The sequence below is a fragment of the Niallia sp. FSL W8-1348 genome (genome assembly GCF_038006745.1).
In the GTDB taxonomy this organism is placed as follows: domain Bacteria; phylum Bacillota; class Bacilli; order Bacillales; family Cytobacillaceae; genus Niallia; species Niallia alba.
In genome coordinates this window covers 1,395,710-1,420,574 of the sequence record NZ_JBBOVV010000001.1, presented here as the reverse complement: position 1 = coordinate 1,420,574, position 24,865 = coordinate 1,395,710, and the positions used below count along the sequence as shown (strand labels likewise).

Here is a 24,865-nt window from a genome sequence, read left to right as displayed (position 1 = left end):
AGGAAGCGGGAAAAGTGGTGTTCATCGGGAGGATGAAAGCCGGAATTGTTGGTGGAAGCGGAAAAAGTGGTGTTCACCAAAGTAATGAAAGCAGAAATCCATGGTAGCAGCTAAATAAATGACGTTCACCAAAGAATTGAGAGCCGGAAAGGAGTGCCAGATAAACTGTGTTTTACGACTTATACACTTTATTTGACAACCCCAAACCCCAACCGGAATTTCCAACTTTCAAAGAAAAGGTGTCTGTCATAAAAACCTTTTCTTTGAAACCGAAGATCTATTTACTCCTTCATTCTCAAAAGAAGTACGTTTTCTCCTCTCCTATCATACAGGATTACTATAATAAGTAATAAAATTTATATCTTGATCGTAATTCCCGAATCCTTTTCCGAATAAGGTAACGCCACCGACATTTTCTGCATCTTCTTTAATTTCTACTTTTAAATCCCACATACCGCTTTGTTCTTCTCGAAATTGATCAATCGTGAGATCAGATAATTTTTTTCCATCAGCATAAACGCCATGTTTGGTAATGCGGATAGTAAGCAAGATTCCGTATTGATTGGTTTCATTTGGCCACCAATCAGGGGTAAAGCGACCTCTTGTATCAGAAAAGTCTCCTGGGCTGGTCCATGTGCATAGTTCTTTTCCATTTAAGGAAAAAGTAATATCAGACGGCCAAACATTATTGGAAAAAGGAAACTCTGATGATGCTTCCAATACAATATCAATCATCTCAAGCTTATCCGTCTCTTTTAAAATAGATGGAATGCGATATTCGATAAACCCTTTCGTAAACCAAAGAATAGCTGCTTGATTCTTTTGCGGATCCATAAAGTATTTAGGATCATCATATTCACCAATCGTTTTTGTAGTTGTAGCAAGTCCACAGGTCGGGTGAACATCAAAATGAAAATAGTGTCCAACGGGGATTTCTTGTTTATAGCTTTCATAAGCAGAGTAAATCTTTTGTGGAAACTGGATTTCGATTCGATCCACTTTTAAGATAACGACTTTTTGCAGCCCAGACTTACCAGGTACCGTTTCGGTTTTCACTAAACCTGCATCATTCATTTTCGTGATATGTCTACTGACAATTGCACTACTTATATTGAGTTCTTTAGCTAATTCTCCAATATTCATCTTCTTCTTAGATAATAATTTAATAATGTTTATTCGAGTAGGACTAGATAGAACTTCATATACAGGGATAGGATTTTCCGATATATCTAATTGCATTTGTGATACCCCCCTTTATTACTTTTATATTACTATATGAATAAACTAATAGCAAAAAGAATTAATTTATGTAACTGATTGGTTAAATAAAAAGAATAAAATTATTAATTTAGTATACTATTAAGTTATTGACAACGGTTTCATTCTATAATATATTTTATTCGTAAGTTTATCTTTTAGGTAAGTAACTAGCAATGAATGAATAAGTTAAAACGCAAAGGAGGAATTGATACATAAATTAGCTTATTATCTATTCATATTTTTCTAAAAAATGGTAATGGAGGAATCATAATATGCAAGTGAATTTATTATTAGATAAACAAGGACCGACAATTAGTAAATATATATATGGGCAATTTGCAGAGCATCTAGGCAGATGCATTTATGAGGGAGTATGGGTTGGAAAGGATTCGGATATCCCAAATGTTAATGGAATCCGCAAAGATGTAGTGGAAGCACTAAAGAATATCCAAGTTCCCGTCGTTCGCTGGCCAGGTGGCTGTTTCGGCGATGAATATCATTGGAAGGATGGAATTGGTCCAAGTGAGAAAAGAAGTACTATTGTGAATACTCACTGGGGTGGTGTGACGGAGAATAATCATTTCGGAACACATGAATTCTTTGAATTAATTCGCCAGTTAGAATGTGAAGCATATATTAACGGGAATGTTGGTAGTGGAACTGTTCAAGAAATGCAGGAATGGGTAGAATATATGACAATGAACGGGGAATCACCAATGGCAAATCTTCGCAGAGATAATGGCCAAGAAGAAGCTTGGAAAGTGGAATTTTTCGGAGTAGGCAATGAGTCTTGGGGGTGTGGCGGAAATATGCGCCCAGAATATTATGCAGATTTATATCGCAGATACCAGACTTATGTACGTAAGTATGGGGAGCATACTATTTATAAAATAGCTTGTGGTCCGAATGTAGATGACTATAACTGGACGGAAGTATTAATGAGAAATGCGGCTAATTACATGGATGGACTTAGTCTTCATCATTATTCTATTCCAACAAGAGTATGGCAGGATAAAGGAAATGCTTTAAACTTCCCAGAAGAACAGTGGTATTCCGTTTTAGAACATGCACAGTATATGGACGAGTTAATTACAAAGCATAGTACAATCATGGATAAATATGATCCGGAAAAACGAGTTGGTTTAATCGTAGATGAGTGGGGTTCTTGGTACAATGTAGAGCCTGGAACAAACCTTGGCTTTCTATATCAACAAAACACGATTCGTGATGCAATGCTTGCTGCTATTACATTAAATATTTTCCATAAGCATGCAGACAGAGTACATATGGCGAATATTGCTCAAATGGTTAATGTATTACAGGCGATGCTTTTAACAGAAGGAGAAGTCTGAAATAATTATTGAAATCACTATCTCAAAAAGAATGCATGACAAATAAACCATCATTGGATGATTTTTTTAAAATTTATACGACAAAATCAAGATGCTTCTAACACATGATAACCATGGTTTTTAGCTAATAAAATCGCTTGTTCTACCGTGATTTCACGGTTTACTGGAAGAACATCCGATTTTAAATATAATTCAGCGTTATAGGCTTCTTTCTTTTTGAGAATATTGTAGATAGCTGTTAAAAGCATTCGTGCAATCGCAATAATTGCTCGTTTGTGACCACGGCGTTTTCTTAGCCGTAGGTAACGGTTTCGAATTTCGGGATGTTTTTCACTTTTAACCACTGCGGTTGCACATTGCACCAAAAGTGGTTTTATGTAACATCCAGCTCTTGAAATTCTTACTGACTTTTTCTTGCCGGCACTCTCGTTATTTGTGGGTGTAAGTCCTGCCCAGGAGCATAAATGCTTAGCTGTCGGAAACACGTCCATATCAACACCTATTTCGGAAACCACGGCAATGGCGGAAAAAATGTTTTTAAAAGACGGAACAGTTAAGATTAAGTTGATTTCATCATGGTAGGACGCGGCAAGTGAAAGAATAATTTTTTCAAGATCTGCTTTACGGGCTCCAAGGTCTTCATAATGTTGTTTAATAACCTTTAATTTTTCAGCCTGTTCAGATGTAATGTATCCATCAATAGCGAGCTCGAGTTCAGGAAGTTTATGCTTCATGGAGCCATGAATTAAAGGTTCTAAATCAAATGAGGTGTCTAATGGATCCTTTAGTAGCTTCTCAATAATGTTCATGGAGCTTTTGCCGAAGGTATCCGAAACAATATTTCCAAGCTGAATATTAGACACAGTTAAACTGTTTTGAAGACGGTTTTTCTCACTCGACATAAAGTTAGTCAGCTTGAAGCGATAACGCATAAGGTCACGAAGCTGCCTAATCTCAAGTGGAGGCATAAAGCTTCCGGCTACAAGATCATGTTTAAATAAATCAGCAATCCATTTAGCATCTTTTTTATCGGTTTTTTTACCGCGGATTGCCTTGACATACTTAGGATGCGCCAAGGTGATGTTACAGGAATCTTCTAGTACATTGAACACAGGAATCCAGTATTTCCCGGTAGATTCCATACAAACATCCTGACAATCATTTTCACAAAGCCATTGTGACAGCTCAAGCAATCCTTTTGTATAGGTTGAAAAGCGATGGCGTTTGTAAGTGGTTACTCCTTTGGAAGTGGAGGCAATACAAGCCACAACAAAGGATTTGTGGACATCAATTCCACAACAAATGGGATAAACAATTTTTAAAGCCATAGGGAAAACTCCTTTATAAGATTTATAGGGATAGACAACATTGACTGATTGCCCAGCAATAAACGAGTAATGTTTATACAAAGATAAGTCTGCGTGCTCGAAGTCACACTTATTTGTGCTTGGAAAGGCAATCTACACATATAAAAATGCGGTCACTCCACAACTGGAGCAGCCCACTCACCTCCGCGTGATTTGTAGTTGATTGGTATCCCTATGGCTATAGATTTGCCAAAATAACGCTCAGTGCAAACTTGTTTCATTACGTTTTGTGCCTTGAGCGAAGCGAAAGGAATGGATATAAAAATGATAAAAACGCCTACTTATCATGTTTTTGATTTGTATAAATACCATCAGGATGCAGAGTTAATAGATTCCTATGGTGATGAAATTACTCATGTAACATACACTGTCTCCAAGAAGGATGGAAAAGTAACTGTTTCCCTATGTAATTATGATTTAACAGAAACAAGAGAAATTACACTTTCTAGAAAAGAAGGAGAATTTGTTGTCCTAGAAGCAGAATATCTTACAGCTGATGTAATGGATGCCCATAATACATTTGAAGAACCGGAAGCGGTGTCTATACAACCATTTACTCGTTATAAAACAGATAAAAATAGTTTAATTGTTACCTTACCACCAATGAGTGTTGCGAGTATCATCATAAAGGAAAATTAAGATGGCCTGCATTGGTTGCGAGCTAAAGGAACAGGTTAGTCAAATGGATGTTGATACGCTTGTACAAGAACAACTTTCCTTTGAAACAGATTTAGCGATGGAGGAAGTAAGAGATCAGCGATTGCAAATATGTCATCAATGTGAGCAACTGAATCAGCATACATGTGGAAGATGCGGATGCTTCGTTCGTTTTCGTGCCAGTTTAAAGCAGAAAAGCTGTCCTGATAGAAAGTGGTAGCATCAAGAGTCAACTGAATATAGTGCAAGAAATGTGAAGGTTGCCTATTGCTGCCTTCTTTTTTTATAAATGGCTCTGTTAATCTTTAATGTTGATTATTGGATAAAAATTAAGGAGACCCTAATAAATTGGGTTTCCTTAATTTTTGAATCATCTAACGCCCTGTTTAAGATGGATTAGTTTAATCCTTCTTCCGTTTCAGAATTACATCTTCAACAAATTGATTAAATTTTTCCTCAGCTTCAGTTCTTAATTTGACTGTAAAAAGTAAAGGATAATCAGGATTTTTCTTGCAGAAGGAGTCAAAAATTTCAATATCATCATCAGAACAAAACTCAAAAAAAATGTCCCACGTTCCTTGTTCATTTTTATACCCAATGGCTTCAATAAAATCATCATTTTCTTCGTCATAATAGGTAATATGCCAATGGCGACCTTTTAAATGTTCCTGTATTTCTTCGGCATAGGGTTCAAATGATGTCTCTATATCAATTAATTCCATCCCTTCGGAAAGGTCATTGCTATTTATAGGGATGGGTTCAGGAAGCTCTTCATTGTCGTATAGGATTCCTGCCAAATAGTAAGCTAAATCCTTATTTGCATCTTGTATCGCTTTACGTTTTGTTTCCCCTCTTGTTAAAGGAAAGTCCCATCCAGATTCAGGAAACAGAGTGGGGAAGTAAACACAAAATATTCCTTCATCGTCCTGTTGTATGAATGCTGGATAAACTAATTTATCGGGATTTACCATAGCCACACATCCTTAATTATAACGATTATACATTGAATTTTGACAGTCTCAAACTGTTATATGTGTCTGTCATTTCAAATACAAATGATGATAATAGAAACTCTTTGATATTATGCTTAGTGTTTTCGTTACTGCGACTATCTATGAAAAGGAACCAAGCAAGATAATTGTCGAGATACTTTGTAGCTACACCTTTAAAACGGTTTATCCACTGTTTCATACGGGAGTGCAGACCATTAACATTTTGAATGTGGTACAAGCCTTTAATTACGTGTTTACCGTCATTTGATTTAATCCGAAAATGTTCTAATCCCTTTTCTTTTGCATATGTCTTATAGGCTCTCCAAGCATCAGTAACGAGTACATTATCAGACGACAGCTTAGAACCAATCATATTATCAACTTTAGTTTTCACAATTCGACCCATACAAGCGACTTTGGAAACAGTTGCTTTTGTTCGGTCTCTTGCAACAAGAACGCAAACTTGTTCGTGACTTATACCTCTATGTTTAGACTTTCCTCCACGCTTTCGAGGTTTACGGTCAGCAATGCCACGTTGTCCCTTTTGAGAGTATAGGAAATAGGTCTCGTCAATTTCAACGATACCTTCAAAATGGTCAAAATCCATTTGTTTTAAAGCGTTTAACAGTTTATGTCTCCAATAAAAAAGCGTAACCCAAGTAACCCCTACGATTTCAGCAGATTTTCGCAGAGAATAACCTTTGAACATACAATCAACGAAAATAATCCATTCGTCACCTTTACGAGTGCGATAAAGAACAGTATTTGTTGTATCTGTAAAGGTCTTATTACAACATTTACAGCGATAGCGTTGGCGACCATTATATTTTCCGAATCGAACAACGTGTTCTGACGCACAATGAGGGCATTCAAAACCTTCTTTGAAACGAGTTTCTCGCATTTCATTAATCAGACGACCACCGACAGAGGAAGAAGGTTCAACATAGCGTTTTACCCATTGAAACACACGCTCTTTTTCTGTATGTGATAAATTGCCGATATGCTTTAATAGATTATTGAACGCTTTACTCAACCTTACTACCTCCCCGAATGTTTGTTCTTAAATCAATTATACTAAGTTTTCGGGAAGGTTTCAAATATCAACATTTACCTTTAACACAGCCTTATAAATAAAAAAGAAGTGTAATATACTTGAGATGCGGGAAAGAAAAAAGGAATATTAAGCAAAAGCAAAAAATGGTATGGAAAAAAATTTGCTGCAACCTTATAATGAATTATTGAATTTATGTAAAAAAAATAATGGTTTTTATTTTGTATCACTAGTGTTGCATAAATGTTGTTAGAATATTCAGTTTAAATATGTCCCCTGTTAAGAGCCAAAAAAGTAAATACCCAACTAAAGGTGGATCCATCCATTTGGAAATTTTTTTACAATTAGACTTAAGAGACGACGACAATTTGTTTATTAAGGAATGGTTTTTCCTTCAATCTTTCGAAGCCAAATATGTGCTGGTTTCCACAAAGCTGCCCGTAAATATCGGCTAATTTGTAGGGTTTTTCGTTTACTTTTTGTCTCGATTTGTGCGAGAACATGCAGGCAAAAAACAATAAGTGCGATAAACACTTGATTCTGAATTGCCCATTCGCTTTGGCCGTAAAACTTTTTGATATGGAGATGTTGTTTAATCCATTTGAAAAATAACTCAATCGCCCAGCGTGATTTATACATCTTTGAGATTTCTTCAGCACTTAAATCAAAACGATTTGTGATTAAATGAAGCTCATTTCCTTTTGAATCAATCACTTTTAGAAGACGAAAGTAATTTTCGGCACGGTTTTGCGTCGTACCAATCAACACCATTTGATCCGACAAAACAGATGTATTCTCGGGTAGTTTAAAATCGTAAACCTCCCGTATGACTGCGTTTTTTCGCAGCCTAGAAAGGAAAAAGTAGCCGTCATCTGTCATCCGATCAAAGCGTTCGTAGTCTAAGTAACCACGGTCAAACACATACATACATTCCTTGTCATCAACCATTACTTCAAGCTGACCGCGGTCATGTTCTTTGGCCGTTGTCATAATGGCCTTTTCGGGATAGGATATACCTTTTTCCATAAACACAAGGCGTAAGTGCAATTTAACACCCGCTTTTGTTTTGCGGAATTTTGCCCATTTATGATTAGTCAAATTGAGAGGCAATGTGCTTGAATCAATGATTTTTAATGGCATCACAAGTTTCGTGTTGTGCGTTTTGGCATGAATTTGTGAAACTAAATCAAGGAAAAGCTTTTGGAATAAGTCTGGATTCATGCCATTTAAACGGCGTGAGAGTTGGGAAATACTGATAGAATCAAGATCAATGCCCTTTTGCAGTTGATCATCGAAAAGACAATCGCTCAGCGCATGCAGACTTTCGACTTCTTCTAGCTGCGCAAAAAGTAATAATTTTAGAAATGACTCTGTCGTTAGTTTTTTCGTATAGAAATCTAATTTCAACGTTTTCACGTTTTCTTCAAATAATTGAAGATTTATTGGTGAAAACCATTGTCCAAATGAAGTTTTTCGTGTAATCTTGTCCATGCGATAGTCCTTTTTAGTGGATTTGGACGGGTTACCACCTAACTTATCCATTATAAAGGACTTTTTCTTTGCATAAAATGATAAAATTGAACATTTCAAGTATTTTTAATAGTTAAATTAAATTAACGCAACACTAGTGATTTTGTATAAAATTAATATAATTAGTTTTTTCGAAGAAAAGTCTAATGAGGCCGGTCCTTATCAGACTTTATTTATATTCATGATAAATCTTTCGACAAAGAAATTTAAAAATCTATCATTTTTAAGCGATAATTGTTGACAAAAAAACTCAAAAGTACGTTATTGACTCTCGTTTCAAAAAAGGATTATATTGTCTTAGACACAATATATTGAAGCAGAATATCGACATCTATCTATATTTAGTAGACTTTGTAAGAAATAGAGCGTATTGCTTAGAATATAGCTTTTTTTCTTTTTTTTATTCAAGTCTTTCAAGGAGGGAGAATTTTTGCTTATTGTTTATGACAGTAAGACGGGAAATGTACGCAGGTTTTTTAATAAATTAGGACTTCCAGCGAATAAAGGAATCGAGATAAGTGCTGGATTAAAAGTCTATGAACCATATATATTATTAACTTACACAACTGGGATGGGACAAGTTCCTCAAACAACATTAGACTTCCTTAAAACAAATAATAGGAACCTTCATGCTGTAGTATCCAGTGGAAATAAAAACTGGGGCCAAAATTTCGCTTTAAGTGCTAACAAAATATCAATTATGTACGGGGTACCAATCTTACATAAGTTTGAGATGAGCGGTATGCCTGAAGATGTGGAGATAGTTAGAGAAAGGGTGCAAAATATTAACTATGAGACATATAGAACTAAACAACGAAGTGACACAGCTTAATGAGAAGGGCTTTTTCCGACTCGAAAAAGATAAAGAAGCTGTCGCTGAATTTCTAGAATCTGAAATCAATCCGAAGCTAATTCGTTTTGACTCTATTGAACAAAGATATACGTATATGGTGGAAGAGGATTTCTATTATCCACAGGTATTAGAACAATACAAAATCTCGGAAATCGAGGAAGTTACAAAGCTTGTTTATAATTATCAATTTGAGTTTCAATCTTATATGGCTATTTCGAAATTTTATAAAGATTATGCTTTAAAAACGAATGATAAGAAGAACTACCTTGAAACTTATGAGGATCGAATTATTATTGTTGCTCTATTCTTGGGTCAAGGAGATTTCGAAAAAGCAAAGAAAAACGCAATCGCAATGATTGAACAGCGTTACCAGCCAGCTACTCCAACTTTCTTGAATGCGGGGAGAAGCCGCCGTGGTGAGATGGTCTCTTGCTTCTTATTAGAAATGGACGACTCCTTAAACTCGATTTTCCATAATATTAATACATCTGGACAGCTATCGAAAATAGGGGGAGGCGTAGCCCTTAACCTTTCGAAGCTTCGTGCCCGCAATGAACAGATAAAAGGGATCGATAACGCTGCATCAGGTGTGGTGCCTGTCATGAAGCTTTTAGAAGATACATTTTCTTATGCCAATCAATTAGGGCAGCGAAAAGGAGCTGGAGCTGTCTACTTAAATATTTTCCATTGGGATATTGTGGAATACTTGGATACAAAGAAAATCAATGCTGATGAGAAGTCACGTATCCAAACACTTTCAATCGGCTTAATTGTGGAAAATAAATTTTTCCAATTGGCGAAAGAGAACAAAGAACTATATGTATTTGCACCTTTCAGTGTGTATAAGGAATATGGTATTCATTTGGATGATATGAGAATGGATGAGATGTATGAAGAGCTTGTTGCTAATCCGAACGTGAAAAAGCGTGTGGTGATGTCAGCGCGTGAAATGCTGACGAAAATAGCACAAATCCAGCTGGAATCTGGTTATCCATATTTTATGAACAAATCAAATGCCAACAAAGGACATGCACTTAAAGATATTGGACAAATTAAAATGAGTAACTTGTGTACAGAGATTTTCCAACTTCAAGAGACATCGGAAATCACTGATTATGGACAAGCCGATATTATCCGTCGTGACATCAACTGTAACTTAGGTTCCCTAAATATCCCGAATGTGATGAAGCCTGGTGAGGTTTTCAGAGATTCTGTACATGTTGGAATTGATGCATTAACAACCGTGTCAAATATTTCGGACATTCAAAATGCTCCATCTGTTAAAAAAGCAAACGAAGAGCTTCATGCAGTCGGGTTAGGAGCGATGAATCTTCATGGATATTTAGCGAAAAACAAGATTAGCTACGAATCAGATGAAGCAAAAGACTTTACGGCTACTTTCTTTATGATGATGAATTTCTATTCCATTGAAAAGAGTATGCTCATTGCAAAGGAAAGAGAAGAAACATTTAAAGAGTTCGAAAAATCGGAGTATGCAAAAGGAACTTATTTTGAAAAATACAAACAAGTAAGCTTTGCGCCTAAAACAGACAAGGTAAAAGAACTGTTTGAAGGCATTTATATTCCTACGTGTGAAGATTGGACAGAATTAGCTGCACTAGTGCAAGAACATGGGATGTATAATGCGTACCGTCTGGCTGTTGCGCCAACTCAATCAATAGGCTATATTCAAAATGCGACAGCATCAGTAATGCCGGTTGTTAACCAAATTGAGTCTCGTACCTATGCTAACTCTACAACTTATTATCCGATGCCTTATATGGATGAAACAAACTTTTGGTTTTATAAATCAGCGTTTGATATGAACCAATTCAAGGTAATGGATTTAATTGCTGCAGCTCAAGAGCATGTAGACCAAGGAATATCAACGATTCTTTACGTAAACTCAGATGTGTCTACAAAAGAATTGGCCCGTTATTATATTTATGCAAATGAAGTTGGATTAAAATCACTTTACTATACAAGAACTCGCAATCTAGCAATTGATGAATGTATTGCATGTGCCGTTTAAAAAAGAAGATGATGGAGTAGGAGGAGTGAGGACTCCTACTGTTTTCTGGAATTACTGGGGGTAATGAAATGACAAAGTATGCTGTTAACTGGAATCAGCATGAAGATGATTTCACACAAATGTTTTATACACAGAATACTAGACAGTTTTGGCTGCCAGAAGAAATCAGCCTTTCTTCTGATAAAAATACATGGGTAGAATTGTCGAAAGAAGAGCAAGATACTTACAAAAAGGTGCTTGGTGGACTAACATTGCTGGATACAGAGCAAGGTGGCGAAGGAATGCCTCTAATCGGTATGCATATAGAAGGATTGCAGCGTAAGGGCGTTCTTTCTTTTATGGGGATGATGGAGCAAATTCATGCTAAATCCTATTCGACAATTTTTACAACATTAGCGACAGAGGAAGAAATTGACGAAGTTTTTAATTGGGTACATAATCACCCACAGTTACAAGCAAAGGGAAACCGTATCTCAGAATATTATCAGAAGCTGTTTAGCCCGAAAATAAATAAATATGATCTTTACATGGCAATGGTTGCTTCCGTGTATTTGGAGTCATTCCTTTTCTATTCTGGGTTCTTTTATCCATTGTTCTTGGCTGGTCAAGGAAAGTTAACTGCTTCAGGAGAAATTATTAACTTAATCATCCGGGATGAGAGCATTCACGGTGTATATGTAGGTCTCATCGCTCAAGAGTTATATGGACAATTAACACCAGAGGAACAAGAAAAAGCGACTCACGAAAGATTAGAATTACTAAACACACTATACGAAAATGAATTAGAATATACACAGGATTTATATCAGCAAATAGGGTTGGTAGATGAAGTGAATAAATTCATCCGCTACAACGCGAATAAAGCTTGTATGAATCTTGGCTATGAACCTGTCTATCCGTCCGAGCCAATCAACCCGATTGTTGAAAATGGCATGAAGACAGATACGAAGAACCATGACTTCTTCTCTGTAAAAGGAAACGGTTATGTAAAAGCTACAAAGGTAGAACCGTTGACAGATGAGGATTTTATTTTTTGATTGTAGATAAAAGTTGATTGATCTAGTTTTGACTCATTTCAATTTTAGCCTTCTCCACTAAAGTGGAGGAGGTTTTTGTATTTTTAGCTTTTGGGAGCATAAATAAATGTTTGATCCTTTTTATCAACTTATACAAAATCTTCTTCTTAAATGATTAATGCAATTTTATTTTCTATAAACCAGAGTATATGAATAGTTACAAGTATAGTGACATAAATTCACAAAAAAACTTCAAAACTCGAAATTTTTTTGTATATTATAGTGAATATTTTCATTATTTGTAATACAATAACTCTTTGTGGGGAGGAGAAAGAATGAACTTATTAACAATTACTTTACAGCATTTTAAACCATATTGGCGCAAGCTATCACTTGCCTTATTTTTCTCATTAGTTGGCGGTGCGTTTACGATTTTACCTCCGATTTTAGTAGGGAAATTGGTGGACGAAGTAATCGGTGATAAAGCAATAGCTTTTATACTATGGATTGTTTTCGGAATATTAGCAGCATTTCTCGGAAAAGCGGTATTTGAATCCTTGCAGGAATTTGTACAGGTGAAAATTGGCTTTGATGTGATTACGGATATGCAAATTCGTGCGTTTAAAAGACTACACAGAACACCAATGTCTTTTTTTTCGACGACGCCTCGTGGAGACATGTTATACCGACTAACCCATGATGTGGAATCAATTCAAAACTTGAATAATACGGTCGTACCGCGTATTCTTCAACAAGTAATTAGTGCAGTTGCAGCTTTTATTACGGTGTTTGCAATATATTGGCCTGCTGCAATAGTGATGTTCATTGTATTTGCCATTTATATTTTCCCATCCTTTAAACTAGGCAAAACAATGCGAAAAATGAGCGCTGTACAAAGAGATATGAGCGCAGATATGTATCAGCATCTGCAGGAAAGTATTGAGAGTGTTCGCTTAGTAAGAACATATCAAACACAAAAAGACGAAATAGCTACACAGGAAAGAAAATTGGCGAATTGGAAAACTTATTCTATTCGAGCAGCCTTAATTGGAAAAGTGAATTGGCGTTTGGGGAATTTATTTAATATAGCTACACCTGGTGTTGTAATGCTGATTGGTGGATTGGCAATTTGGCAAGGGAATATTACCATTGGAACGCTCGTTTCTTGTTTGAACTTTATTCCGATTATGTTTCAGCCTGTTCGTTCCTTAGCGGAAAATGCCTTGACAATTCAACAGGCAATTCCAGCACTACAAAGAATTTACGAATATTTTGATCTGCCAGAAGAGCATGAGCAAAGTCTTCCGGATTTTGGTTTAGTTCGAGGGAAAATAGCTTTACATAATATTGGGTTCTCCTATCCAGGAAGTGAAAAGCAAGTTTTGAAAGGTGTATCTGTTTCGGTGGAAGAAGGGAAACATATCGGAATCGTCGGAACGAGTGGTGGAGGAAAAAGTACACTTATTCAAATATTGCTGGGACTTTATGAACCAGAGAAAGGTTCAGTCACCATTGATGGCAAAGATTTATTTAAGTATAACCGCAATAGTTTTCGCAGACAGGTAGGAGTAGTCTCACAGGAAACCTTTCTATTAAATAGTACGCTTCGCAATAATCTTTTATACGGTAAACCAGATGCAACGATGGAAGAGTTAGAGGAGGCTGTTGAAGCAGCAGGATTAAAAGAGCTGATTGACTCTTTGGAGGATAAATATGAAACGATAGTTGGCGAGCGCGGCTTGAAGCTTTCTGGAGGACAAAGACAAAGGGTTGCCCTTGCAAGAGCCATTCTCCGCCAGCCACCGGTGTTGATTTTTGATGAAGCTACCTCTTCTTTAGATGGTGAAACAGAAGAAAAGGTCCAAGAATCATTGGAACAATTAATACCAGGGCGAACAACCATTACAATTGCTCATCGATTGATTACAGTTAGAAAGGCGGACACAATCCTGCTGCTAGATCAGGGGATGGTTGCCGAACAAGGAACACACGAAGAACTGTTAGCTTTAAAAGGGCAGTATTATCAACTATATCGAGCACAATATAGCGAGCTAGAGAAGGAGATGATTGGATGAGTAAGCAAAATGTCTCCAAACAAAAGAAAATCGGTGATGGCAAGCGAGTCATTCAATTTTTAATGCCTTATAAAAAATGGGTTATTGGGGATTCCATTGTTATTGCCATTAGCCAGGTTTTTTCTGCATTAATCCCAACCTTAGCCCTAAGCTGGCTGATTGATACAATCCTGCCGAGTGAGAATAATACTTGGTTATGGGGATTAATGTGGCTGTTGGTATTATCTGCTGTATTAGATTTAGGAATGATGATCATTGATGAGTATTTTTGCCATATTACAGCGAAGTCAGTGACAAATAGACAGAAGCTAAGACTATTTGGACATTTGCAAGTATTGCCTTTCTCGTTTTATCAAAACAATTCTTCTGGAGAATTACTAGCACGAGCTTCCGATGATCCAGATACCCTTCATAATTTTTTAGCATGGGAAGGGTCAACCTTTATGGCAAGTGCACAAGGGGTAGTGATTTATAGTATTGTTCTGTTTTTCATCCATCCTTATTTGATGATTACGAGTGTTGTTCTAGGAATTGTTTTTTACTGGGCGTCGAACTATGTAGGGGCAAGAACAAGAGCAGCATCGGCTGACGCTCGTGCAGAAGCGTCCAAATATTTAGAGAGATTAAGAGAATCAGTGACAGGCATTCATCTATCACGAGTGATGGGTGTTTCTGATAGTGAAGTGGAAAGTGTTGTTTCCATTAGGGACTCTTTCGTAAAACATTCTTTAAGAGAGCTAAAAGCAAGGATGCAATCCGTAGTGGTGATTGCAAGCTATAACGGTTTTGCACTAGGACTTGTCTATTTTATTAGTACACTCCTTATTTGGAATGCTGATTTAACAAGTGGTCAAATGCTGACTGCAGGTGGGTTAGTAACGATTGCGGCAAATGAAATGCAGCGCCTTCTCCGAAATTGGCTATCTGTTAGAAGAACAGGTCCTGCTTTGGATCGTTCCGAAATTTTGCTTTCACAACCTGTATCAGAAGCAGAAACAAAGCAAGGAATGAAAGGAGAAAGAGCAAAGGGAGATGTCCGTTTGAAAGATGTTTCCTTCGTTTACCCTGATAAAGAGGAAAATGTATTAAAAGGTGTATCTTTTGATATTAAGGCAGGAGAGAAAATAGCGTTGGTAGGACCAAGTGGTTCAGGAAAATCCACAATTATTGATTTGCTCTTTCGATTGTATGATACAACAAAAGGTTCGATCGAAGTGGATGGACGAGAGATAAGAGATTGGGATACAGATTGGCTTCGTTCCCAAATGGCAATTGTCACACAGGATGTACTAATGCGAAGTGGAACTTTGGCAGATAACTTACGAATCGGAAAATCAGATGCTACAGAGGAGGAGTTGTATGAAGTTCTCCGTGCGAGCGGTTTAGGTGAATTAGTAGAAACACTCCCAGAAGGTCTAAATACAAAAGTCGGAGAAAGAGGAAGCCTGCTGTCTGGTGGCCAAAAACAGCGTCTGTCCTTAGCAAGAGCGATTTTAAAAGATGCGCCAATTCTTGTTTTGGATGAAGCGAGTTCAGCACTGGATCCCATTACAGAAGCGAAGATTAATGAAGCAGTGCTGAAGACGACGAAAAAACAAACGATTTTCATCATTTCACATCGGTTATCAACCGTACTAGCTGCAGATCGTATTATCGTATTAGATAAAGGCGTAATCGTCGAAGAAGGCACACATCAAGAATTATTAAATGATAATACTGGTGTGTACACACGACTATTCAAACGCGAAGCAGATATTGGAGAAGCAACGGTTAATCAGACAGATGCTCAGCTGATATAAATATTAAATGGAACAGTAATTTCTTTAGGAGATTACTGTTTCTTTTAGTAGTTTTGATTTTTTTGAGAAAACAAGTTAGCTGGAAATAAAGGGTTTCTTAGTTACCGTCTTGTGATTAGAGCATGGGGAAAGGGAGAAGGTTTGTCGTCAGTGACCGATTCGACCTTGGAGGAAGCAAAAAGGGAACAGAGAAAGCTCGTCAGTGACCGTTTCACCATCAAAGGAGAGCAAAAGGGAATAGAGAAGGCCCCTCCGTTACCATTACATCATCAAATCAAGCAAAAAGGGAACAGAGAAATTTTGAAACACCCATTTGTGATGAGAGAAGAGGGTACACTTACTTTTGAAAAAAGCAAGAGAATAAACGGATAAAAAATACATGGCTGAATTTAAAAAAGTGCTATAGTTATCATATGTCGAAATATTCTGAGCAAGAGTGGGGGAAAAGGAATGGCAAATACATTAAGAGAATCCTATAACAAAACAAATTATAAACTAGGTAATCATGGTAAAAGAAATGTCCAAGTATTAAAAGAAGCATTACAAGAAATAGACGAAAATGTGGAAAGCGATATTTATGGACAAGGAAAAATAATAGAAGATTTTCAGGAAAAGATGGCTAAGCTTTTAGGCAAAGAAACAGCAGTCTTTTTTCCAAGTGGGACAATGGCCCAGCAAATCGCCCTCCGAATATGGTGTGATGAAAAAGATTTAGGGAAAGTCGCCTATCACCCATTAAGTCATTTGGAAATACATGAGCAAGACGGATTAAAGAAGCTTCATAAAATAGAAACAATCTTATTAGCTGATGAAACAAGAGTAATAGAATTAGAAGATATTAAGGAGATGGAGAATGGAGTTGCCTGTGTACTGTTAGAATTGCCACAACGAGAAATTGGCGGGCAATTGCCAAGCTTTGAAACACTAGTACAAATTTCTTCTTATTGCAAAGAACAAGGAATTAAACTTCATCTTGATGGAGCAAGATTATTGGAGGTACTGCCCTTCTATCAAAAAACAGCAGCAGAAGTAAGTGCTTTGTTTGATAGTGTCTATATGTCATTTTATAAAGGAATTGGCGGTATCGCTGGGGCAATATTAGCGGGAAGCAGAGAGTTTACTAGTCAATCAAAGGTATGGAAACGAAGATATGGTGGTGATTTAATCAGTTTGTATCCATATATTCTGTCTGCTGATTATTATTACGAAAAACGAGCTTCTAAAATGGCTGAATACTATGAATCTGCTAAAGAATTGGCAGCATTTTTTAATGAGTGCGAAGGAATCCACACCCTTCCAATTGTGCCAGTTTCTAATATGTTCCACGTTCATTTTGAATTGGAAAAGGCAGAAGCAGAGGCTATCCTAACAGCTGTTCAAAAAATGACGGGAATCGGGATAAGTGGCTATATAAATGTAATTAATGAAAATGCCTCCGCTTTTGAAATTAGCCTTGGTGATGCCTATAAAGACATTCCGACAGAAATAGTGCGAGAAATGTTTGGAGTCTTATCGGGAAAAATAAGCGAGGTTAGGAGGGAGAAGTAATGGAGGTTATCCAGCAATGATGGCTACGAAGTGTTCGGTAAATTAGATAACTTCCCAGCAGGTGTTAAACAATACTTCTTGCAGAAAAGATTAGTTGGGCAGGAGAAGTAAAGATGGTTTGGCTGATAAACGAGTAGGTTTGGCTGAAAAAAGAAAAGTTTGGCTGATAAACGAGTGAGTTTGGCTGAAAAAAGAAAAGATTGGCTGAAAAACGAGTGGGTTTGGCTGAAAAAAGAAAAGATTGGCTGACAAACGAGTAGGTTTGGCTGAAAAAAGAAAAGATTGGCTGACAAACGAGTAGGTTTGGCTGAAAAAAGAAAAGATTGGCTGATAAGTGAGTAGGTTTGGCTGAAAAAAGAAAAGATTGGCTGATAAGTGAGTAGGTTTGGCTGAAAAAAGAAAAGATTGGCTGAAAAACGAGTAGGTTTGGCTGAAAAAAGAAAAGATTGCTGAAATCACAGAGAGATTGAGCTAATAAATGATAATTCACACAAAGCATTCAGGAGATTTAGATAGAATAAACTCATATTTTCCTAGCATTCAGCACAGCTTTCTTTTCTTTCTCCACTCTATTCAGCTTTATCCATCCATCCATACGGGCAAGAAAAATGTCTTATTCCCCTATATGGAAAAAATAGGTTGATTAGCAATCGATATATCCATATAATTTGAATAGTATAAATATTTAGATAGTGGTTAGAGGAAGGAAAGGGGATCTATGAGAAAATTTGTGAAAATTATCATCTATTATTTACTTGGCACTATTGCCATACTGGCTTTAAGTGTTTTTCCAAAATACTTTCGAATGAGGGATTTACCAGAGGGAGAGGGGTATTTCTCCACACTCCTCTCCTTTTTATCAAAGGAATTTTTTCAGAAGGAAGAATGGGTTTATTCCTTAAATGGTGTAGATAAAAAGCCGATTTTGGATGTGCTCTGGCCAGCTTTTATTTATTCGATGGAAATTCTTTTTGGTGCCATTCTTCTCGGATGCTTTGTTGCTTTTGTTTTATCAATATTATCTTTTTTTCTACCGAAGTTTCTTTTACAGCCAATAAAGAGATTCCTAGATTTAATTGAGTCGGTTCCAGATATTATTATTGCAACACTTCTGCAAGCATTAGTAATCTTTATCTTTGCTCAAACGGGTATCGAGATTTTTGCGGTGGCTAGTTATTCAGAAAAGGCATATGCTGGTCCAATTATCACACTTGCCATTCTTCCTGCTATTTCGTTATTCAAAATTCTTATATTGATGATGGAAGAGGAGTATTTGAAGGTTTATGTAACATTTGCAAGAAGTAAAGGAATTCGCAATTTTCCAATCCTATGGAAACATATTCTTCGTAATATTATCCCAGTATCCTTTCATCATATGAAAATTATTATTTGGGGATTGTTATCTAGCCAATTTATAATCGAACGCCTGTTTAATGTTCATGGATTTACCTATTTTCTTGTAGAGAACTTTACACCAATGACAATTGCTGTATCTTTGCTGCTTATATTTACGCCATTTTTTATTCTTTTCCAAGTAGTAGAGATATGGATACAGGAAGAGCAAGAAAAGGCCCGAGAAGTGAAAAAGGATTCGTGGAAACAGAAAATGAGTTTTTCAAACTTTTTGTTATCGTCTAAGGTATTTGGTATTAATCTAAGGGATGGGGTGCGAAGTTTTAGTTGGGATAAGCTCTCCTTGATTCGCCCACTAACTTGGATGGGAAAAACGTTTGCTTTACATATGAAAAATTGGAAATTTGCTATAGGTAGTCTGTTCTTTATTGTCGTTATTGGTTATAGCATTATTTATTCGGTAACGACCGATAACCATGTTGATCAGATGCGGTTATTTTATGCAGAAGATGGAGTGACACTAATTTCTGCCATGCCATTTGCCCCAACGGAACCTTTCTTCTTTGGATCCGATAGATTAGGTTACAGTCTGTTTGATCAAATTGTGATTGGTGCCAAGTATACGTTGTTTTTCGCGCTACTTATCGCGTGCTTTCGTGTAGTTGTTGGATTATTACTTGCAGTAATTTACTCTTTTTACTTGAAACAGCCAGCACAGCAATGGGTAGCAAAGATGGTAGATTCGATTCATTTTATGCCATTAAGCTTGATTGCTTATATTTTATTAAGTCCGATTCTTTTACCAGGTTTTGACGGATTCAGCTATTCCTTTTGGGAAAGAGTCTTTTTAGAAACGATGATTTTGACTCTGTTGGTGGTTCCATTGACTACTGTATTATTAGGGAAAGAAATCAATCGTGTGTCTGATTATGAATTTATTGCAAGTGCGAAAGTAATGGGCGGTGGGAAATTTCAAATTTTCACTCGACATATACTTCCGCATTTAGGTCCAAGGCTTACCATTTTATTTGGACAACAATTTATTCAAGTGTTATTAATTTTTATGCATTTGGGTATTTTTGATTATTTCTTTGGAGGAACAAAATTATCGATGGATCCAATGTTTGCTGATCCTCCACAATCCTCTACCTATGAATGGTCAGGGTTAATCGGACAGGTCGGCAGAGGAGCAATTGGCTCTGGACAATACTGGTACTTATATATTCTTGTGCCATTTATTTTCGCAATATTTGCCATGCAGCTAATTGTTCAAGGAGTGAAAGAGGTTCAACAAGTAAAGGTAGGAGTTATTTTTAAGCTGCCAAGCTTTCGAAAGAAAAAGCAAAGCATACAATCAAAAGAAGTAGCACCAATGATTACGAAAGAGAGTTTCACACAGATAGGGAGAGATGCAAATGGAAATCAGGCAATTACACCACCATGATGCAGAAGCATATTTTGCCCTCAGATTAGAGGCATTGCAAACAAATCCAGAAGCATTTGGTTCTAGCTATGAGGAAGAAAAAGATTATCCGCTAAGTCAAATACAAAGCAGATTAACAGATCCTGCTTATGTATTTGGGGCATTTCTTGAAAATACTCTAATAGGTGTCGTTACCTTAGTGAGAGAAACAAAGCAAAAGATGAGCCATCGTGCTAATATCTATGCTGTCTATGTGACACCTTTACATAGAGGAAAAGGTGTAGCGAAACAATTACTACAAGCGGCAATCGAATACGCACATACATTACAAGGGATAGAACAATTATACCTCGCAGTTGTTTCTGATAATATCTCAGCTAAAAAGTTATATCGTTCATTTGGATTTGAAACATATGGAATCGATCAAAAAGCGATAAAAATTAGTGGGAAATACTATGATGAGGAATTAATGGTTCGCTTTTTATCCCACTCTTAACGGGCAGAAAAACCTCAATGATGGAAGGTTTCTTTATAACAACTAAGTTAAAGTAAATATTAGACTGTGGTTACTTTGGATTAATCGAAGGATACCACAGTTTTTATTTTGGGAAGAAAAGTGAAAAATAGCAATAAAGTTATAATAAAAAATTGTTTAAATATAAACAAAAGAGCAAAAAGTCCGATATATTATTTGTAAATAAAATTGAATTATTCTGTAAATTACTTTAGTATTATACATACAAAGTAATAAAGTAACTTGTTTTTTAATAATCTAATTCTATTTTACTAGTTGTAAACAAATATAGATGAATGAAATAGAGGCAGATAAGCAAAGAATACTATTCTTAAAGGGAGGAGGAAATAAACGGAAAAATACTATTTCGGAATATTCTAAATCGGTTGTGGATGGATAGAAGGACAGAAATCTCTTTAATAGTGAGGGGCTTAAATCATCAAAGGGGAGAACTTGTGATGGCGAAAATGAAGCTTAAATTTAAAAAAACAAAAATAACTGGTTTAAAGAAAGAAAAAAAATCGAAGCAATCTATTTTGAGTAAGCTAAGTAATGGAAAGCTAATAAAACTTGGTAAGTTTAAAGGACTTAATAATCGGTTAACCAAATTAAATAATGTAACAATTGGCTGGAAATATGGAATAACCTTGTTACTTGTTTTTGCACTTTTAACGATTACTACTGTTTTAGTAACTACGCGTTTAATCCATATTAATGGCAGTATTGAGCAATTAAATAAAACGGATGAAAGAGCGCTAATAATTACTGAAATGGGTTCACTTACTCGGGAAAAAAGTATTAGTATTTTAAATTATCTCGATTATCAAAACCCTACATATGTGGACGATTATCAAGTAAGTATTACTAAATTCAATGAATATGAAGCAGAAATTAAAAAAGATATTCGAAATGAAGAAGAACAAGCGTTGTTTGATGAAATTGTTGATCGTGATAAACAAATGAATGATTTATTCTTAGAGCAAATTATTCCTGCGATTGAAGCGAATGATCGATCGGCGGTTAATTCTCTAAGCTTAACTAATACAACTATTCGTAATCGAACAATTACTGCTTTAAATAAAATGCAAGAACTGGTACAAGCTAGTCGGACAGAGGCAGCAAATGATGCGGTAGATAGTGGAGCCGTCGCTACCAAAACCTTAATTATTGCCATGATTACAGCTCTTGTTATTGGGACCATTCTAATCATTATCATCAGCAGAAGAATTACACGTAATCTAAAGAAAGTCGTTCAGGTTAGTGATACGATCGCAAAAGGTGATTTAACGGCAGAGAAGGTTAACTATGAGGGCAAAGATGAAATTGGTCAATTGGCTCAGTCCATGAATAAAATGAGCAATAATCTCCGCATGGTTATTCAAAAGATCTCGGAAGTATCGATTACCGTTAACAGGCAGAGCGAGAACTTATCTCAATCGACAAATGAGGTGACTGCAGGTAGTCAGCAAGTAGCAACTACTATGCAGGAATTATCATCTGGAGCAGAAAACCAAGCAAATACGGCGAGTGATTTAGCGGCATCAATGGAATCTTTTTCTGGCACGATAGGGGATGCATATACACAAGGGGAGCTAATTTATCAATCATCTAATAAAGTATTAGGAATGACCAATGATGGAAGCCAATTAATGAAATCTTCTATTGCGCAAATGAATGTAATTAATCAAATTATGAAAGAAGCAGTAGATAAAGTACGTGGTTTGGATACACAGTCTCAGGAAATATCTAAATTAGTTTCCGTTATCAAAGGCATTGCAGATCAAACAAATTTACTCGCATTAAATGCGGCTATTGAAGCAGCTCGAGCTGGGGAGCATGGACGAGGCTTTGCAGTAGTTGCAGATGAAGTAAGGAAGCTGGCAGAACAAGTTGCTTTCTCAGTTACAGATATTACTAATATTGTAGGCAGCATTCAAAAAGAATCTAGTGTGGTTACAGAGTCCCTGCAAGGTGGTTATGAGGAAGTCATAAAAGGTACAGATCAGATTAAAACAACCGGGGAAACATTTGATGGTATTAAAAACGCGGTAAATGATATGGCAAATAGCATCGAAGTTGTTTCGGAAAATCTAGCGTCTATCTTGGAAACAAGTAAAGAGATGAATCGTTCCATTGAAGATATCGCAGCGATTTCCGAAGAAGCAGCAGCAGGGATTGAACAAACTTCTGCATCTGTTCAGCAAACAAGCAGCTCTATGCAAGAGCTTGCAGATAGTTCCCATGAATTATCTAATTTAGCAGTAGAGTTAGACGGGTTAGTGAAAGAGTTTAAAATCAATTAGGCAAAAAAGTTGAGAAACGAATGAAAGTTTCTCAACTTTTTTTATTACCTAGTTTATTCGGAAAATAAAAATTTCGGGTATAAAAATAAATGGTAATGTGCTATGATGAAGGAAATAAATCTCATTGGCTTGGTTATTGATTGCTGATGTTTTAGGAGAGCGATACTAAATGGAAATTTGGAAGCGGAATTTACTTGTTTTGTGGATAGGAGTTTTCTTTACCTCCGCATCATTTAACATGGTAATTCCCTTTTTGCCAATTTTTCTTCTAGAGTTAAATGTTCATGAAAATACAGAGATTTGGTCTGGAGTACTGTTTAGCGCAGCGTTTTTTGCAGGAGCATTTGCTTCCCCATTTTGGGGCAGACTTGCCGATAAATATGGAAGAAAACCGATGATTATTCGCGCTGGATTTGTGCTGTTTGTCGTTTATACGTTAGCTGCATTTGTTACGAATCCTTATCAATTGTTAGTGCTTCGTATTCTTCAAGGATTGTTATCTGGTTTTATTCCTGGGGCGATTGCCTTAATTGGAACGAATACCCCTTCAGATAAAACAGGCTATGCTTTATCGATGATTTCCACTGCGTCAGCATCGGGTGGGATTATGGGACCATTAATTGGGGGAGTGATTTCTCAATTAGTCGGTAACCGACTTTCTTTTGCGAGTGCTGGCCTGCTTGTTTTTATCGCTACGTTTTTAATCATTTTCTGGGTAAAAGAGGATAATTTTTCTCCTAGTAAAGAAAAAGGATCTGTTCGAAATGACTTGCGAATTGCCTTTGCGAATAGGCCACTTATGCTCGTACTCCTTTTAACGGTTGTCACCTCGTGCTCAATCATGACGATTGAACCAATTCTTCCTCTTTATATATTAGAGGTTGGCGGTTCGATGGATAAAGCTTCCTTATTAGCGGGAATTATCTTCTCTCTTCCTGGGATTGCAAGTGTCATAATGGCGCCATATTGGGGCAAGTGGGCAGACAAGGTTGGATTTAACCGCGTTTTATTTATTGGATTATTAGGCGGTGGGCTTGGTACCTTTGCCCAAATTATTTTCAGTAATATTTGGGGCTTCTCGATTACTCGTTTTATTTACGGTCTCTTCTTCTGTGCGGTATTCCCAGCATTGAATGGGTTAGTTGTGAAATCAACAGCAGAAGACTTCCGTGGCAGAGCCTTTAGTTTAAACCAAACAGCAACTCAGCTAGGAGGGATGTTTGGACCAATGCTAGGTGGCTTACTCGGAGGCGTTTTCCCTGCTCAATCTGTTTTTATTGTAACAGGTATTCTGCTAATCGTAGCAACAGGTATCGCTTATAAAAAAGGCGATGTATTTAGTACAACGATTAAGCAAAAAGTTAAAATAGTTACTCATGGCAAATAACAGAAAGGGACTTCTTGTGCTAAATAGGGCATAAAAGAAGTCTCTTTTTTTTTTGTTACAAAAAATTCACCTTCCAGCTTACATATTTCGAATGGAGCAAGAGAGAATAAAGGTTGGAGGTGATAATCATGACAAAAAATAAACATAAAAATGCGAAACAAGCAGTACAGAATGATACGGCTCGTCAATATGATCATGAATTTGCCAATGAACCCCTAACAGCAGCAGAGAAATTAAATAATAAAAAGACGAAAAAAAGACAGTAAAATGTTCCGAAAGTATCCTTCGAATGGGGATACTTTTTTTATTGAGCAGGAAAAAATCAAAAAAAATAGAAGGTAAGTAATTAAACA

The 24,865-nt window shown here is 36.5% G+C and carries 20 protein-coding genes and 1 pseudogene; 15 read left to right on the top strand and 6 right to left on the bottom strand.

From position 1 onward, the window contains the following. Nucleotides 1-324 precede the first annotated feature (324 nt). On the bottom strand, nt 325-1,239 hold the full coding sequence (locus NST60_RS06740) for an ArsR/SmtB family transcription factor (protein ID WP_341098437.1): 915 nt from the start codon (nt 1,237-1,239) through the stop codon (nt 325-327). 293 nt (nt 1,240-1,532) lie between these two features. Here NST60_RS06740 and NST60_RS06735 point away from each other — a divergent pair. Beyond that, a pseudogene (locus NST60_RS06735) lies at nt 1,533-2,606 on the top strand (alpha-N-arabinofuranosidase); the annotation flags it as partial. Between the two features lie 92 nt (nt 2,607-2,698). Here the strand turns inward: NST60_RS06735 and NST60_RS06730 are convergent. Then, nucleotides 2,699-3,940 (bottom strand): IS110 family transposase, encoded by a 1,242-nt coding sequence (locus NST60_RS06730; protein ID WP_016205480.1) that lies wholly within the window; start codon nt 3,938-3,940, stop codon nt 2,699-2,701. Nucleotides 3,941-4,231: 291 nt separating this feature from the next. Here NST60_RS06730 and NST60_RS06725 point away from each other — a divergent pair, with 291 nt between their 5' ends. Together NST60_RS06725 and NST60_RS06720 are read left to right on the top strand one after the other, a co-directional pair. Then, nucleotides 4,232-4,618, top strand: coding sequence for an alpha-L-arabinofuranosidase C-terminal domain-containing protein (locus NST60_RS06725; RefSeq protein ID WP_341098435.1), 387 nt, complete (start codon nt 4,232-4,234; stop codon nt 4,616-4,618). A 1-nt stretch (nt 4,619) separates the two neighbouring features. After that, nucleotides 4,620-4,856, top strand: coding sequence for a DUF6171 family protein (locus NST60_RS06720; RefSeq protein ID WP_101729618.1), 237 nt, complete (start codon nt 4,620-4,622; stop codon nt 4,854-4,856). A 181-nt stretch (nt 4,857-5,037) separates the two neighbouring features. Here the strand turns inward: NST60_RS06720 and NST60_RS06715 are convergent, their stop codons facing one another. From NST60_RS06715 to NST60_RS06705, 3 genes are all read right to left on the bottom strand, one after another. Continuing rightward, nucleotides 5,038-5,607, bottom strand: a complete 570-nt coding sequence (locus tag NST60_RS06715; RefSeq protein ID WP_224428601.1) for a type II toxin-antitoxin system HicB family antitoxin — start codon at nt 5,605-5,607, stop codon at nt 5,038-5,040. A gap of 25 nt (nt 5,608-5,632) precedes the next feature. Then, a complete protein-coding gene (locus NST60_RS06710) occupies nt 5,633-6,661 on the bottom strand; it encodes an IS1595 family transposase (RefSeq protein ID WP_224428602.1) in 1,029 nt (342 codons plus the stop codon). Between the two features lie 393 nt (nt 6,662-7,054). After that, the gene (locus NST60_RS06705) at nt 7,055-8,170 is read right to left on the bottom strand and encodes an IS4 family transposase (protein WP_100525938.1); all 1,116 of its coding nucleotides are present in this window, start codon (nt 8,168-8,170) and stop codon (nt 7,055-7,057) included. 469 nt (nt 8,171-8,639) lie between these two features. On the opposite strand from NST60_RS06705, the gene nrdI reads away from it, so the two are divergent. From nrdI to NST60_RS06670, 7 genes are all read left to right on the top strand, one after another. After that, complete coding sequence (gene nrdI, locus NST60_RS06700; RefSeq protein WP_016202724.1) at nt 8,640-9,041, top strand: class Ib ribonucleoside-diphosphate reductase assembly flavoprotein NrdI; 402 nt, start codon at nt 8,640-8,642, stop codon at nt 9,039-9,041. Then, nucleotides 9,001-11,094 (top strand): class 1b ribonucleoside-diphosphate reductase subunit alpha, encoded by a 2,094-nt coding sequence (gene nrdE / locus NST60_RS06695; protein ID WP_016202725.1) that lies wholly within the window; start codon nt 9,001-9,003, stop codon nt 11,092-11,094. Before nrdI ends, nrdE begins: the two co-directional genes overlap by 41 nt. 68 nt (nt 11,095-11,162) lie before the next feature. Beyond that, complete coding sequence (gene nrdF / locus NST60_RS06690; RefSeq protein WP_016202726.1) at nt 11,163-12,131, top strand: class 1b ribonucleoside-diphosphate reductase subunit beta; 969 nt, start codon at nt 11,163-11,165, stop codon at nt 12,129-12,131. Between the two features lie 314 nt (nt 12,132-12,445). Continuing rightward, nucleotides 12,446-14,185: an ABC transporter ATP-binding protein gene (locus NST60_RS06685; protein ID WP_016202727.1), complete on the top strand. Its 1,740-nt coding sequence runs from the start codon at nt 12,446-12,448 to the stop codon at nt 14,183-14,185. Beyond that, a complete protein-coding gene (locus tag NST60_RS06680) occupies nt 14,182-15,984 on the top strand; it encodes an ABC transporter ATP-binding protein (RefSeq protein WP_016202728.1) in 1,803 nt (600 codons plus the stop codon). Before NST60_RS06685 ends, NST60_RS06680 begins: the two co-directional genes overlap by 4 nt. Before the next feature lie 150 nt (nt 15,985-16,134). Then, on the top strand, nt 16,135-16,356 hold the full coding sequence (locus tag NST60_RS06675; RefSeq protein ID WP_205835573.1) for a hypothetical protein: 222 nt from the start codon (nt 16,135-16,137) through the stop codon (nt 16,354-16,356). Between the two features lie 78 nt (nt 16,357-16,434). Then, nucleotides 16,435-17,532 (top strand): threonine aldolase family protein, encoded by a 1,098-nt coding sequence (locus NST60_RS06670; protein ID WP_169187958.1) that lies wholly within the window; start codon nt 16,435-16,437, stop codon nt 17,530-17,532. Between the two features lie 64 nt (nt 17,533-17,596). Here the strand turns inward: NST60_RS06670 and NST60_RS06665 are convergent, their stop codons facing one another. Next, entirely contained in the window at nt 17,597-18,022 is a 426-nt protein-coding gene (locus tag NST60_RS06665) for a hypothetical protein (protein ID WP_205835574.1), read from the bottom strand. Nucleotides 18,023-18,250: 228 nt separating this feature from the next. On the opposite strand from NST60_RS06665, the gene NST60_RS06660 reads away from it, so the two are divergent. The 5 genes from NST60_RS06660 to sspO all read left to right on the top strand — a co-directional run bounded on the left by NST60_RS06660 (nt 18,251) and on the right by sspO (nt 24,778). Next, nucleotides 18,251-20,329, top strand: coding sequence for an ABC transporter permease subunit (locus tag NST60_RS06660; protein ID WP_169187960.1), 2,079 nt, complete (start codon nt 18,251-18,253; stop codon nt 20,327-20,329). Continuing rightward, the gene (locus NST60_RS06655) at nt 20,301-20,804 is read left to right on the top strand and encodes a GNAT family N-acetyltransferase (protein ID WP_169187961.1); all 504 of its coding nucleotides are present in this window, start codon (nt 20,301-20,303) and stop codon (nt 20,802-20,804) included. The genes NST60_RS06660 and NST60_RS06655 overlap by 29 nt, the downstream gene beginning before the upstream one ends. A gap of 476 nt (nt 20,805-21,280) precedes the next feature. Further along, entirely contained in the window at nt 21,281-23,125 is a 1,845-nt protein-coding gene (locus NST60_RS06650) for a methyl-accepting chemotaxis protein (protein ID WP_169187962.1), read from the top strand. 169 nt (nt 23,126-23,294) lie between these two features. Then, complete coding sequence (locus NST60_RS06645; RefSeq protein WP_169187963.1) at nt 23,295-24,512, top strand: MFS transporter; 1,218 nt, start codon at nt 23,295-23,297, stop codon at nt 24,510-24,512. Nucleotides 24,513-24,640: 128 nt separating this feature from the next. Continuing rightward, nucleotides 24,641-24,778, top strand: a complete 138-nt coding sequence (sspO, locus tag NST60_RS06640) for a small acid-soluble spore protein O (protein WP_016202736.1) — start codon at nt 24,641-24,643, stop codon at nt 24,776-24,778. Nucleotides 24,779-24,865: the final 87 nt, after the last annotated feature.